The sequence below is a fragment of the Kocuria sp. CNJ-770 genome (assembly GCF_001942375.1).
GTDB classification, from domain to species: Bacteria; Actinomycetota; Actinomycetes; order Actinomycetales; family Micrococcaceae; genus Kocuria; species Kocuria oceani.
Window position 1 is genome coordinate 84,740 of sequence record NZ_MKJW01000111.1, and the last position, 12,531, is coordinate 97,270.

General features: G+C 75.1%; 9 protein-coding genes and 2 pseudogenes. 9 read left to right on the forward strand and 2 right to left on the reverse strand.

The window, feature by feature from the left end; all coding sequences use genetic code 11:
* Positions 1-230: 230 nt before the first annotated feature.
* Positions 231-1,346, forward strand: coding sequence for an S-layer homology domain-containing protein (locus tag BJF77_RS13190; RefSeq protein ID WP_075872456.1), 1,116 nt, complete (start codon positions 231-233; stop codon positions 1,344-1,346).
* Positions 1,347-1,428: 82 nt separating this feature from the next.
* On the opposite strand, the gene nadE is transcribed toward BJF77_RS13190, so the two are convergent.
* Entirely contained in the window at positions 1,429-2,253 is an 825-nt protein-coding gene (nadE, locus tag BJF77_RS13195) for an ammonia-dependent NAD(+) synthetase (RefSeq protein WP_075872457.1), read from the reverse strand.
* Between the two features lie 72 nt (positions 2,254-2,325).
* Between nadE and modA the strand changes: the two genes are divergently transcribed.
* From modA to BJF77_RS13230, 7 genes and pseudogenes are all read left to right on the forward strand, one after another.
* Positions 2,326-3,117, forward strand: coding sequence for a molybdate ABC transporter substrate-binding protein (gene modA, locus BJF77_RS13200; protein ID WP_075872458.1), 792 nt, complete (start codon positions 2,326-2,328; stop codon positions 3,115-3,117).
* A 95-nt stretch (positions 3,118-3,212) separates the two neighbouring features.
* Positions 3,213-4,016 (forward strand): enoyl-CoA hydratase, encoded by an 804-nt coding sequence (locus BJF77_RS13205; protein ID WP_075872459.1) that lies wholly within the window; start codon positions 3,213-3,215, stop codon positions 4,014-4,016.
* Positions 4,017-4,082: 66 nt separating this feature from the next.
* Positions 4,083-6,260: pseudogene (locus tag BJF77_RS13210) on the forward strand (glycoside hydrolase family 65 protein); the annotation flags it as partial.
* 218 nt (positions 6,261-6,478) lie between these two features.
* Entirely contained in the window at positions 6,479-8,386 is a 1,908-nt protein-coding gene (gene recQ / locus BJF77_RS13215) for a DNA helicase RecQ (protein ID WP_369821412.1), read from the forward strand.
* A gap of 159 nt (positions 8,387-8,545) precedes the next feature.
* Entirely contained in the window at positions 8,546-8,944 is a 399-nt protein-coding gene (locus BJF77_RS13220) for a molybdopterin-binding protein (protein ID WP_047801412.1), read from the forward strand.
* A 64-nt stretch (positions 8,945-9,008) separates the two neighbouring features.
* Positions 9,009-9,857, forward strand: a complete 849-nt coding sequence (locus BJF77_RS13225) for an ABC transporter permease (RefSeq protein WP_047801427.1) — start codon at positions 9,009-9,011, stop codon at positions 9,855-9,857.
* Entirely contained in the window at positions 9,854-10,507 is a 654-nt protein-coding gene (locus BJF77_RS13230; protein ID WP_075872462.1) for an ATP-binding cassette domain-containing protein, read from the forward strand. Before BJF77_RS13225 ends, BJF77_RS13230 begins: the two co-directional genes overlap by 4 nt.
* A 36-nt stretch (positions 10,508-10,543) precedes the next feature.
* On the opposite strand, the gene BJF77_RS13235 is transcribed toward BJF77_RS13230, so the two are convergent.
* Positions 10,544-11,218 carry a TetR/AcrR family transcriptional regulator gene (locus BJF77_RS13235; RefSeq protein WP_075872463.1) on the reverse strand — a complete coding sequence of 225 codons (675 nt, stop codon included), beginning with the start codon at positions 11,216-11,218 and terminating at the stop codon, positions 10,544-10,546.
* Positions 11,219-11,300: 82 nt separating this feature from the next.
* Here BJF77_RS13235 and BJF77_RS13240 point away from each other — a divergent pair.
* Positions 11,301-12,507 (forward strand): annotated as a pseudogene (locus BJF77_RS13240) (acyl-CoA dehydrogenase family protein).
* The last annotated feature ends 24 nt before the right edge of the window (positions 12,508-12,531 follow it).

A 12,531-nucleotide genomic window follows, 5' to 3' on the forward strand; every position in this document is an offset into this window, starting at 1 on the left:
ACCGGGTGGCCCGGACGGCGATGTCCGCGCTCCCGGGCACGGCACCGCCTCCCCGCGCCGCTCCGGTCCGGGGCGTGCGCACGGCGGTCGTTCCCGGCGTGCGCGGGCGCCGTGCCGCCGCGCCGGATGACGTGGGGCTTCCCCGGGACCTCGACCCGGTGTGGTTGCAGGTGCTAATTTCCTGCTGGCCCGTGCCCCCGGCGGAGCCGCCCCCAGCAGGGAGAGACCCCATGAACCTCGCACGGACCGTGCTCACCGTGACCACTGCCGCCGCGCTGCTGCTCGGCGGGACGTCGGCCGCCCTCGCCGCACCGCACCCTCCCGCCACCGCCCCGGAACTCGCCCACACCGCAGGCGCACCGGCCGAGCTGCTGCAGGGCGGCTCGGCCGCCGAAGCGGCCCCGGCCGGCCCGCAGGCGCCGGTGGATCCCTCCGCCGGCGGCCTGGCCGGAGCGGCCTCCGCGGGCGTGCACCCCACCACGGTGGAGCACGTCACCGAGGCCTTCAAGATCGTCAACGACCACCGGCGCCAGGCACGGCGCGCCCCGCTGGCCTACAACTCCGCGCTGTCCCGCAACGCCCAGCAGTGGGCGGACACCATGGCCGGGGCACGGAAGGAGCTGCGCAACCCGGACCCCTGGGCGGGCGCCCCGGCCGGGGCCGTGCGGATGGACCAGTACTACGGCAAGGGCTCGTTCACCGGATCGTTCGCGGGCACCGACGCGGTCGAGGCGCTCACCCACTACCTGCTGGACTTCTTTCCCCGCAACGGGACCGACCAGTTCGCCCGGGACCTGACCCACCTCGGCATCGGCGTCAGCCACGTGGCCACGTCGGGCCCGGACGGCCCCGGGTGGGAGACCTACCTGACGATCTACTACTACGCCTATCCCGCCGGGTCGGCCGTGCCGGGCACGACGGTGAGCCCCGCCGGCGGGTTCGCCGCGCCCTACACCCCGCCGAGGGTGTCGCCGTTCCAGGACGTCGCCACGTCGCGGACGTTCTACAAGGAGATCGCCTGGCTGGCCGAGCGCGGGGTGTCCACCGGGTGGGCGGCCGGGGACGGGGCCCGGGTCTTCCGGCCCTCGTGGTCGGTGAGCCGGGACCAGATGGCGGCGTTCCTCTACCGGATGGCAGGTTCCCCGTCCTACACCCCGCCGAGGGTGTCGCCGTTCCAGGACGTCGCCACGTCGCGGACGTTCTACAAGGAGATCGCCTGGCTGGCCGAGCGCGGGGTGTCCACCGGGTGGGTGGCCGGGGACGGGAGCCGGGTCTTCCGGCCCTCGTGGTCGGTGAGCCGGGACCAGATGGCGGCGTTCCTCTACCGGGCGGACTCCCTGATCTGAGGAATGGAGGAGCACGGCACGGCCGCGGGCCCGGGATCCGAACGGTCCCGGGCCTGCGGCTGCCGCGCGTGCCGCGACCGGCTCAGTCGCGCCACCAGTCGTCGAGGATCGTGGCCGGCGTGGTGCGCTTGTGCCGGGTCGTGAACCAGCGGTGCTCGATCTTCTCGGCCACGGCGTCGTCCACGTCGCGGCCCTCCAGGTAGTCGTCGATGTCGTCGTAGGACAGCCCGAGCTCGGCCTCGTCGGTCTGGCCGGGGGAGTCGTCGAGCAGGTCGGCGGTGGGCGCCTTGGCCCACAGCCGCTCCTCGGCGCCGAGGGTCCTGGCGAGGAGCCGGTTCTGCCGCTTGTTCAGCCCGAACAGGGGCAGCAGGTCCGCGCCGCCGTCGCCGTACTTGGTGAAGAACCCGGTCACGGACTCGGCGCCGTGGTCGGTGCCGATCACCAGGCAGTTGTGCTCCCCGGCGATCGCGTACTGGGCGATCATCCGGACGCGGGCCTTGATGTTGCCCTTGTTGAAGTCGGAGATCTCCCGCTCCGTGGCGCCCTCGAAGCCGTGCTCGAAGCCGTCCACCGCCGGGGCGATGTCGTAGGTGATGGTGCGGTCGGCGGCGATGAAGCGCAGGGCGGCCTGGGCGTCCTCCTCGTCGTGCTGGACCCGGTACGGCAGGCGCACCGCCACGAACTGCGCCTCCCCGCCCTCGGCGCGCAGCCTCTCGGCGGCCAGCTGGGCCAGCCGGCCCGCCAGGGTGGAGTCGAGGCCGCCGCTGATCCCGAGCACGAAGCCCTGGCTGCGGCTGGCCCGGAGGTAGTCGCAGAGGAACCGGACGCGTGCCTCGATCTCCTCCTGGGGGTCGATCTCGGGCTTCACGCCCATCTCGTCGATGATTGCTGCCTGGAGTTTCCGCATGCACCCATGCTAGTGCTGGGCTCTGCCGGCGCCGCAAGGACACCGGGGGAGGGGCCGCGTAGGATGCGGGCCATGCCCCTCCACCGCTCCAGGATCCCGGCCCGGGCGCGCGGGCGCGCCCGCCGGGCCGCCGTCGCGAGCGCTCTGCTGGCCGCGGCGGTGCTCTCCGGGTGCGGGGCCTCGAATGCGCAGGAGCGCGTCGACGTCTATGCGGCCTCCTCGCTCACCGGGGCGTTCACCGAACTGGCCGCGGCGTTCGAGGAGCAGCACCCGGGCGTGGACGTGGCCCTGAACTTCGCCGGCTCCGCCGACCTCGCCGTCCAGATCGCCGAGGGCGCCCCCGCCGACGTGTTCGTCGCCGCGGACGAGCCCACCATGCAGCGGGTCGTCGCCTCGGGCCGGGCCGTGGGCGAGCCGGTGGAGCTGGCGGCCAACCGCCTGACGATCGCCGTGGCCGAGGGCAATCCGCACGGGGTGCGCTCGCTGGGCGACCTCCGGCGGGCGGACCTGGCCACCGTGGTGTGCGCCGAGCAGGTCCCCTGCGGCCGGGCCGCCCGCGCGCTCGAGGAGCGCGCCGGGGTCGCCCTGCGGCCGGTGAGCGAGGAGAACTCCGTGACCGACGTCCTGGGCAAGGTCCGCTCCGGCCAGGCCGACGCCGGGCTGGTCTACGTCACCGACGTGGCCGCCCACGAGGACGAGCTGGACGGCGTCCCCCTTCCCGGCGCCGAGGCCTCCGCGAACACCTACACGGTGGTGGGCCTGGACGGCGCGGCGCCGGAGCGAGCCGCCGAGTTCACCGCCTTCGTGACCGGCCCCGCCGGCCGGGAGCAGCTGCGGCAGAACGGCTTCGACGTGCCCGGCTGACCGCCCGGTCCGAGATCCGACCACCACCGAGCCCACCAGCGATCCCGCCGACGAGCACGGCGAACCGCACCAGCACAGCGAACCAGGAGACCAGCATGAGCGAGCAGCGCGGCACCGACCCCCGCGAGACCCCCCAGAACATCCTGGTCGAGACCCGGGGGCGGGTCGGGATCATCACCCTCAACCGGCCGAAGGCCCTCAACGCCCTCGACGAGGCGACCCTGCGCGAGGTCGTGACCGCGTCCGCCGCGATGGACGCCGACCCCGGGATCGGGGCGATCGTGCTGACCGGCTCGGAGAAGGCCTTCGCCGCGGGCGCGGACATCAAGGAGATGGCCGGGCGGGGTGCGGCGGAGATGTACCTCGCGGACTGGTTCGCGGGCTGGGAGGCCTTCACCCGGGTGCGCACCCCCGTGGTCGGCGCCGTGGCGGGCTACGCCCTGGGCGGCGGGTGCGAGCTGGCGATGATGTGCGACATCCTGCTCGCCGCGGACACGTCCCGCTTCGGCCAGCCCGAGATCAACCTCGGGGTGATCCCCGGGATGGGCGGGTCCCAGCGCCTGGCCCGCGCCGTGGGCAAGGCCAAGGCCATGGACATGGTCCTCACCGGCCGGACGATCGACGCCGAGGAGGCCGAGCGGGCCGGGCTCGTCTCCCGGGTGGTGCCCGCCGCGGACCTGCTCCAGGTGGCGCTGGGCGTCGCGGAGACCGTCGCCGCGAAGTCCCTGCCCTCGGTGCTGGCCGCGAAGGAGGCCGTCAACGCCGCGTTCGAGACGACGCTGGCACAGGGCGTGCAGTTCGAGCGGCGGCTCTTCCACGCGCTGTTCGCCACGGAGGACCAGAAGGAGGGCATGGCCGCGTTCGCCGAGAAGCGCGCGCCGCGGTTCACCCACCGCTGAGCCCGGCGGGCCGCGCCCGGGGGGCGCGGCCCGCCGGGCGCGGGGCCGGGGCGCTACGGTGGTCCCATGCCCACACCGCCGATCGACGCGTCCGCCTGGCAGGTCCGCGAGTCCGCCCTCGACCCCGGCGCGCGCGGCGCCGTGGAGTCCCTCTTCGCGCTCGCCAACGGGTGCGTCGGGGTGCGGGGAACCCTGGACGAGGCCCAGCCCAGCTCCTCCCGGGGCACCTTCATGTCGGGCGTCTACGAGTACCACCCCCTGTCCTACCCCGAGGGCGGCTACGGGCACCCCGAGCACGGGCAGGCCGTCATCGGCGTGGCCGACGGCAGCACCGTGCGCCTGCAGGTCGACGGCGTGGCGCTCGACGTCCGGGAGACCCCGCCGGAGGAGCACGACCGCGTGCTGGACCTGCGCGAGGGCACGCTGCGCCGGGAGACCGAGTGGCGCACCCCCCGCGGTGCCCGGATGCGCCTGACCTCCACGCGCCTGGTCTCGCTGGTCCAGCGCTCGGTCTCGGCCATCCGCTACGAGGTCGAGGCCGTGGACCGCGCGGTCCAGGTCGTGGTGCGCTCGGACCTGGTGGTCAACGGCACCCCGCCCAAGGTCCACAACTCCGACCCGCGGGTGGCCGAGGTCCTGGAGCGGCCCTTCCGGGCCCGGCTCAGCCGCCGCCACGCCACGGGCGGGGTCCTGGTGCACCGCACCCACGGCAGCGGGATCGGCGTGGCCGCCGCCGTGGACCACGCCGTGGAGCTGCCGGACGGCGGGGCCGTCAGCACCCAGGGCGACGACGACCAGGTCGTCACCACGCTCGTGGCGGACCTCCGGCCCGGGGAGCGCGTCGGGTTCGTCAAGTACCTCTGCCACGTCATGTCCACGGACGACCCCTCCGTGGACCTGCAGGAACGCGCGCTCGCCGCGCTGGACGGCGCCCGGCACCGGGGCTGGGACGGCCTGCTCACCGCCCAGCGGGCCGAGCTGGACGAGTTCTGGGACGGCGCCGACGTGGAGGTGGACAGCGACCCGGAGCTGCAGCTGGCGGTCCGCTTCGACCTGTTCCAGCTCCTGCAGGCCTCCGCCTGCGTCAACGGCGCCCCGGTCGGGGCGAAGGGCCTCACCGGCGGCGGCTACAGCGGGCACACCTTCTGGGACGTCGAGGGCTTCGTGCTGCCGGCGCTGGCCCTGCTGCGCCCGCTCGACGCCGCCCGGCTGCTGCGCTGGCGCTCCTCCACCCTGGACCGGGCGCGGGAGCGGGCGCAGGTCCTGGACCTGGCCGGCGCCTCCTTCCCCTGGCGCACCATCGACGGGCACGAGACCTCGGCGTACTGGCCGGCCAGCACCGCCGCCATGCACGTCAACGCGGACATCGCCCGGGCCTTCGACTGGTATGCCGACGTCACCGGCGAGGAGCTCACCACGGTCGGCGGCGTCGAGGTCCTCGTGGAGACGGCGCGCGCCTGGGCGGCCATGGCGCACGAGGACCACGAGGGCGTCGTCCACTACCGCGGGATGACCGGCCCGGACGAGTACACGGGCGTGGTCGACGACAACGTGTTCACCAATCTCATGGCCCGGCGCAACCTCCGGGCGGCCGCCGACGCGTGCGAGGCCCACCCCGAGCACGTGGGCCGGCTCTCCGTGACGGCGGAGGAGCTCGAGCGCTGGCGGGCCGTGGCGGAGGCGATCCACCTGCCCTACGACGCGGTGCGCGGGGTCCACCCCTCCAACGAGGGGTTCACGACCTACCGCGAGTGGGACTTCGAGGCCAAGCGGGACGGATACCCCGTGGAGGAGCACTTCCACTACGCGAAGATCTACCGCCGCCAGGTCGTCAAGCAGGCGGACCTGGTCCTGGCGCTGTGGTGGTGCGCCGAGGAGTTCACCCCCGAGCAGGCCGCCCGGGACCTGGAGTACTACGAGCAGCGCACCGTCCGGGACTCGTCCCTCTCCGCCTGCGTCCAGGCGGTGGTCTCCGCCCGTGTGGGCCACCTGGACCTCGCGTACCAGTACCTGCGCGAGTCCGCCCTCGTGGATCTGCGGGACATCCAGCAGGACGCCGACGGGGGACTGCATCTGGCCTCCGCGGCCGGGTCGTGGCTGGCCGTGGTCTGCGGGTTCGGGGGACTGGACACGGCGGGCGGCGAGCTGCGCCTGGCCCCCCGCCTGCCGGCCGGCCTGCACCGGCTCGCCTTCCGCCTCCGCTGGCGCGGCCACCGGATCGGCGTGGAGATCACCCGCTCGGGCACGACCGTGCGGCTGCTGGACGGCGCCGCCGGCGAGGTGGCGCTGCGGATCGACGACGCGCCCCGGACCGTCACGGCCGAGCGCCCCGCGACCGCCCCGCTGCGCAGTCCCCGCCCGTCGACCCCCGCACCTCGCCAGCCCCGGGCCGCGCCCCGCGCGCGCCCCACAGCCCGTGACGCTCCCGCGCCCGCACCGGCTACCCTGGCCGGGTGGGTGAGATGTGGAGCGGGCCGGAGCCCGGCGGGACCGAGCCTGCGCCGGACGCCCCGAACGGGTGGGTCCCGCCCGACCCCGGGGCACCGGCGGCCGGCGCGGTGCGTGCGACGCCGCCGGCGGCTCTCGAGGTGCTCACCCGCGTCTGGGGCTACGACGCCTTCCGCGGGCAGCAGGCGGAGGTCATCGACACGCTCGTGCGGGGCGACGACGCGCTGGTGCTCATGCCCACCGGCGGCGGCAAGAGCCTGTGCTACCAGATCCCCGCGCTCGTCCGGGAGGGCACCGGGGTGGTCGTCAGCCCGCTCATCGCGCTCATGCACGACCAGGTCGACGCCCTCGAGCAGCTCGGGGTGCGCGCCGCGTACCTGAACTCCACCCAGACGGTCGAGGACCGCCGTGCCGTCGAGGGCCGCCTGCTGGCCGGCGAGCTCGACCTGCTCTACCTCGCCCCCGAGCGCCTGCCCGTGGCCGCGGACCTGCTCGACCGCGCCCGGATCGCGCTCTTCGCCGTCGACGAGGCGCACTGCGTGGCCCAGTGGGGGCACGACTTCCGCCCCGACTACCTCGGGCTGACCCTCTTGCACGACCGCTGGCCCCGGGTCCCGCGCATCGCCCTGACCGCGACCGCCACGGCGGAGACGCGCGAGGAGATCGTCCGCAACCTCCGCCTGGACGGCGCCCGCGTCTTCGTCTCCAGCTTCGACCGGCCCAACATCCAGTACCGCGTGGGGCCCAAGAAGGACGCCCGCCGGCAGCTGCTGCAGCTCGTCCGCACCGAGCACAGCGGCGAGGCCGGCATCGTCTACTGCCTGTCCCGCGCCTCGGTGGAGCGCACGGCCGAGTGGCTGGCCGCCCAGGGCGTGCCCGCCCTGCCGTACCACGCGGGCCTGCCCGCCGAGGTGCGCGCCCAGCACCAGACCCGGTTCCTGCGCGAGGACGGGATCGTCATGGTCGCGACCATCGCCTTCGGCATGGGCATCGACAAGCCCGACGTGCGCTTCGTCGCCCACCTCGACCTGCCCAAGAGCGTGGAGGGCTACTACCAGGAGACCGGCCGCGCCGGGCGCGACGGCCTGCCCTCGACGGCCTGGCTGGCCTACGGGCTGCAGGACGTCGTCCAGCAGCGGCGGATGATCGAGGACGGCGAGGGGGACCGGCAGCGCAAGCGCGCCCAGACCCTCCACCTGGACGCGATGCTCGCGCTGTGCGAGACCGTGCAGTGCCGCCGCCAGCAGCTGCTGCGCTACTTCGGCGAGGACAGCGGACCGTGCGGCAACTGCGACACCTGCCTCAGCCCGCCCGAGGCCTTCGACGGCACGGTCCCGGCGCAGAAGCTCCTGTCCACCGTGGTGCGGCTGGACCGGGAGCGGGGCCAGCAGTTCGGCGCCGGGCACCTGGTGGACATCCTGCTCGGCCGGGAGACCGAGCGGGTGGTGCGGATGCGCCACACCGAGCTCACGACCTTCGGCATCGGCACCGAGCTGGGCGAGCAGGAGTGGCGCGGGGTGGTGCGCCAGCTGCTGGCCCAGGGCCTGCTCCAGGTGCAGGGCGAGTACGGCGTCCTGGCGCTCACCCCCGCGGCGGGGGAGGTGCTGCGCGGGCAGCGCGAGGTCCGGCTGCGCCGCGAGCCCGAGCGCGGCAGGACCGTGCGCACGCCGCGGACGAGTGCCGCACGGCCGGTGCTCGACGAGCCCCAGCAGGAACTCTTCCAGCAGCTGCGGGCCTGGCGCGCCGGCGTGGCGAAGGAGCAGGGCGTGCCGGCGTACGTCGTGTTCAACGACGCGACCCTCGCCGCCATCGCCCAGGCCCGGCCGGGCACGCTGGGCGAGCTGCGCGGCATCTCCGGCGTCGGCGACGCCAAGCTCGAGCGCTACGGCCAGGCCGTCCAGCAGGTCGTCACCGGCGACTGAGCTGCGCCTCCCGCCCGGGTCCGCGCCCCGGCGCTCGCGGCCGGCCGCCGGGCGGCCGGGGCGGGCTGCCCGTGCCGCCCCGCGGCGGGACCCCCGCTGAGTCCGCATCTGCGTCCGCGGACCCCTGGTCTCACCCGTACCTGCGGATAGCATGGCCCCATGACCGAGATCAGGATCGCCGACGCGGCCCGTTTCCTCGGCGTCAGCGACGACACCGTCCGGCGCTGGATCGAGCAGGGCACGCTGAGCAGCGCCCGGAGCGCCACCGGCCACAGCGTGGTGGACGGACTGGAGCTGGCCCGCCTGCTCAAGGAGCGCTCCGTCCGGCCCGAGGACCCCGCCCGCGTCGCCAGCTCGGCGCGCAACCGGTTCGTGGGCCTGGTCACCGAGGTCGTCTCGGACACCGTGATGTCCCAGGTGGAGCTGCAGTGCGGCCCGCACCGCGTGGTCTCGCTGATGAGCACCGAGGCCGTCCGGGACCTGGGCCTGGAGCCCGGCCGGGTGGCCACGGCCGTCGTCAAGTCGACCGACGTCGTCGTCGAGACCCCCGGGGCGTGAGGCCGTGGTGCAGACCGGGCCCCCAGTCCTCGCCGACCGGCCGGCGGCTCGCGGCCGCCGCGCCGTGCTCCGGCGTCGTCCCCGCGGCTTCAGCACCGTGCCGGGCTGGGTGTGGATCCCGGCGGCCCTGGGCGCGCTGGTGGTGGTCCTGCCGGTCCTCGGCATGCTCGCCCGGGTGGACTGGGCCGGGTTCCTCGGCCTGATCGGCTCGCCCTCGGCGCTGCGCGCCCTCGGACTGAGCCTGCGCACGGCCGCCGCGAGCACGGCGCTGTGCGTGCTCCTGGGCGTGCCCCTGGCGCTGCTGCTGGCCCGCACCGAGTTCCCCGGCCGGCGCGCGCTGCGCGGCCTCGTGCTGCTCCCGCTGGTCCTGCCGCCCGTCGTCGGCGGTCTGGCCCTGCTCTACACGTTCGGGCGCCACGGCCTGATCGGCCGCCACCTGGAGCTCGCCGGGATCAGCATCGCCTTCTCGACCGCGGCCGTGGTGCTCGCCCAGACCTTCGTGTCCCTGCCGTTCCTGGTCGTCAGCCTGGAGGGCGCGCTGCGCACCGCGGGGGAGCGCTACGAACGGGTCGCCGCGACCCTCGGGGCGGGCCCCGGCACCGTGCTGCGCCGGGTGAGCCTGCCCCTGGCCCTGCCGGGGCTGGCCTCGGGGGCCGTGCTGGCCTTCGCCCGCAGCCTGGGCGAGTTCGGGGCCACCCTGACCTTCGCCGGCAGCCTCGAGGGCGTCACCCGCACCCTGCCGCTCGAGATCTACCTGCAGCGCGAGACGGACCCCGACGCCGCGGTCGCGCTCTCCCTCGTGCTCGTGCTGGTCGCGGTGCTCGTCGTGGGGATCTCCGCGCCGGGCCGGCTCCGGAGCCCCGGACCGCGGCCCGGGCCCGGCACGGGCACCGGCCCAGGAGCACGGGCATGAGCCTGCAGGCCGCCGTCCGGCTGCGCGCCCGGGACCTGGACCTGGCCGTGTCGGTGGCCGACGGGCAGACCCTGGCGGTCACCGGGCCCAACGGGGCGGGCAAGTCCTCGCTGCTGGCGGTCGTCGCCGGACTGCTCGTGCCGGACACCGGCCGGGCCGCCCTGGACGGGCGGGTCCTGTTCGACCTCGACACCGCCGGGCGCGGCCCGTGGGTCCCGGCGCACGACCGCGGGGTGGTCCTGCTCGCCCAGGACCCGCTGCTGTTCCCGCACCTGAGCGTGCTCGAGAACGTCGCGTTCGGGCCCCGGTCCCGGGGGGCGGGCCGGCGGCGGGCCCGGGCCGCGGCCGTGCAGTGGCTCGAGGCCGTGGGTGCGGCCCCGCTGGCGCACCGCCGCCCCGCGGCGCTGTCCGGGGGGCAGGCCCAGCGCGTGGCCGTGGCCCGCGCGCTCGCCGCCGACCCGCGGCTGCTGCTGCTCGACGAGCCCTTCGCCTCCCTCGACAGCACCGCCGCCCCGGCCCTGCGCGAGCTCCTGCGGCGGGTGCTCACCGGGCGCATGGCCGTGGTCGTCACGCACGATCCCGCCGACGTCGAGGCCCTCGCCGACGCCGAGCTGCGCCTCGAGCACGGTCGCGTGGCCGGCGCGCCCTGACGTGGTCGCCGCCCGCCCGGACCGGCGCACCGCGGCTCAGCTCTCCCCGGTCCGGTTTCCCTGGGCCCGGTTTCCCTGAGCCCGGTTCTCCTGGGCCCGGCTCTCCTCGGGCCGGCCCGCCCGGATGCCGCCCACGATCAGCAGGCCCAGCTCCCGGTAGGCGCCGGGGCCCTCCACCCCGCCCAGGCCGGTGCGCTGCTGGATCCGGTCCATGGCGGAGGAGATGACCTCCGCGATGAACCCGGTGGGCACCGGGCGGAACTCCCCGCCGGCCACGCCCTCGGCCACGAGCCCGGCGAGCTTGGCCGAGGCGATCCGCGTGTTGCGCTCGTAGACCTCCGAGGCCACGGGCGAGCCGGCCACGTCCTGCAGGAACCGGGCCGAGGCCGGCCGCAGCTGCTCGGCCATCGCCTCCAGGTAGGCGCTCAGCCGCTGCCCCGCCCCGCCCGGACCGCGCAGGGCCTCCTCCGTGCCCCGGCTGACCTGTTTGAAGAACGCCACGAGCACCGCCCGCACCAGCTCGTCCCGGCTGCCGGCCAGGGCATAGATCGTGGCCTTGGAGCAGTGCAGCCGCGCCGCGGCACCGTCCATGGTGAACCCCCGGAAGCCCTCGCGCAGGAAGATCCCGAGCAGCTCGTCGAAGAGCTGCTGCTGGCGGGGCGTGCGGGCCGCCGCCCCGCGCGCCGCAACTGGTGGAGTGAGATGAGTCACAGTACGATATTACTCACAACCGTACTGTTCGACCCGGTCCCGGTGGGCCACCACTCCACCCGGACCGACGAGAGGACATCCCATGACTCCGGTCCTGCGCGGGGAATCCCCGTCCGTGGAGCAGGTCGCCGGCATCCCCTTCCCGGACGCCGACCTCTTCTCCTTCGCCGCCCTCCTGCCGCCCGCCGAGCGCGCCCGGCTGGCCGACCTGCACACCTTCCTCCAGGAGCAGGTCCGCCCCGCGGTCACGCCGTACTGGAACCGCGAGGAGTTCCCGGCCCAGCTGCTCCCTGCCCTGGCCGACCACGGACTGGGGGAGCTGGAGCTGTCCGGGGCGAGCCGGCTGTTCCGGGGGCTGGCCTACGCCGAGGTCGCCCGGGCGGACGTGTCCCTGTCCGCCCTGGTCGGCATCCACAACGAGCTCATCCTGGGGCTGATCGACGCGCTGGGCTCGCCCGAGCAGAGGGCGCGCTGGCTGCCGGAGCTGCGCTGCTTCCGCGCCCTCGGGGCCTTCGCCCTGACCGAGCCCGAGCACGGCTCCGACATCGCCGGGGGCCTGGCCACCACGGCCACCCGGGACGGGGACGAATGGGTGCTGACCGGGACCAAGCGCTGGATCGGGGCCGGCACGATCGCCGACGTCGCCATCGTCTGGGCCCGGGACACCGCCGACGGCCAGGTCAAGGGCTTCCTCGTGGAGACCGACCGGCCCGGCTGGTCGGCCACGAAGATCGAGCACAAGATCGGGCTGCGGATCATGCAGAACGCCGACATCGTCCTGGACGAGGTCCGCGTCCCCGCCGCCAACGCACTGCCCGGGGCCGGCAGCTTCGCCGCCGCCAACCGGATGCTGCGCAACTCCCGGGCCTGGGTCGGCTGGCAGGGCGCCGGGGTGCAGCTGGCGATCTTCGACGTGGCCCGCGCCTACGCCCTGGACCGGAGGCAGTTCGGCCGTCCGCTGGCGAAGTTCCAGCTCGTGCAGGAGCCGCTGGCCCGGATCCTCGGCAACGCCACCGCCTCCCTGGGTCTGATGGCCCAGATCGCCCGGCTGCAGGAGGACGGGGCTTCGACATGCCGCACGCCGCCCTGGCCAAGGCCACCACCACGTCCCTGGCTCGGGAGTCGGCCGCCTGGGCCGGAACCTGCTCGGCGGCAACGGCGTGGTCACCGACCACGAGATGGCCAAGCTGTTCAACGACGTCGAGATCCTCTACACCTACGAGGGCACCTACGAGATCAACGCCCTCATCGTGGGCCGCGCCGTCACCGGCGTCTCCGCCTTCGTCTGAGTCACTCGCCCGGGCCACCGCGCC

Coding starts and splice junctions, on each gene's coding strand:
- BJF77_RS13190 (WP_075872456.1), top strand. CDS start 231: ATGAACCTCGCACGGACCGTGCTCACCGTGACCACTGCCGCCGCGCTG.
- nadE (WP_075872457.1), bottom strand. CDS start 2,253: ATGCGGAAACTCCAGGCAGCAATCATCGACGAGATGGGCGTGAAGCCC.
- modA (WP_075872458.1), top strand. CDS start 2,326: ATGCCCCTCCACCGCTCCAGGATCCCGGCCCGGGCGCGCGGGCGCGCC.
- BJF77_RS13205 (WP_075872459.1), top strand. CDS start 3,213: ATGAGCGAGCAGCGCGGCACCGACCCCCGCGAGACCCCCCAGAACATC.
- recQ (WP_369821412.1), top strand. CDS start 6,479: ATGTGGAGCGGGCCGGAGCCCGGCGGGACCGAGCCTGCGCCGGACGCC.
- BJF77_RS13220 (WP_047801412.1), top strand. CDS start 8,546: ATGACCGAGATCAGGATCGCCGACGCGGCCCGTTTCCTCGGCGTCAGC.
- BJF77_RS13230 (WP_075872462.1), top strand. CDS start 9,854: ATGAGCCTGCAGGCCGCCGTCCGGCTGCGCGCCCGGGACCTGGACCTG.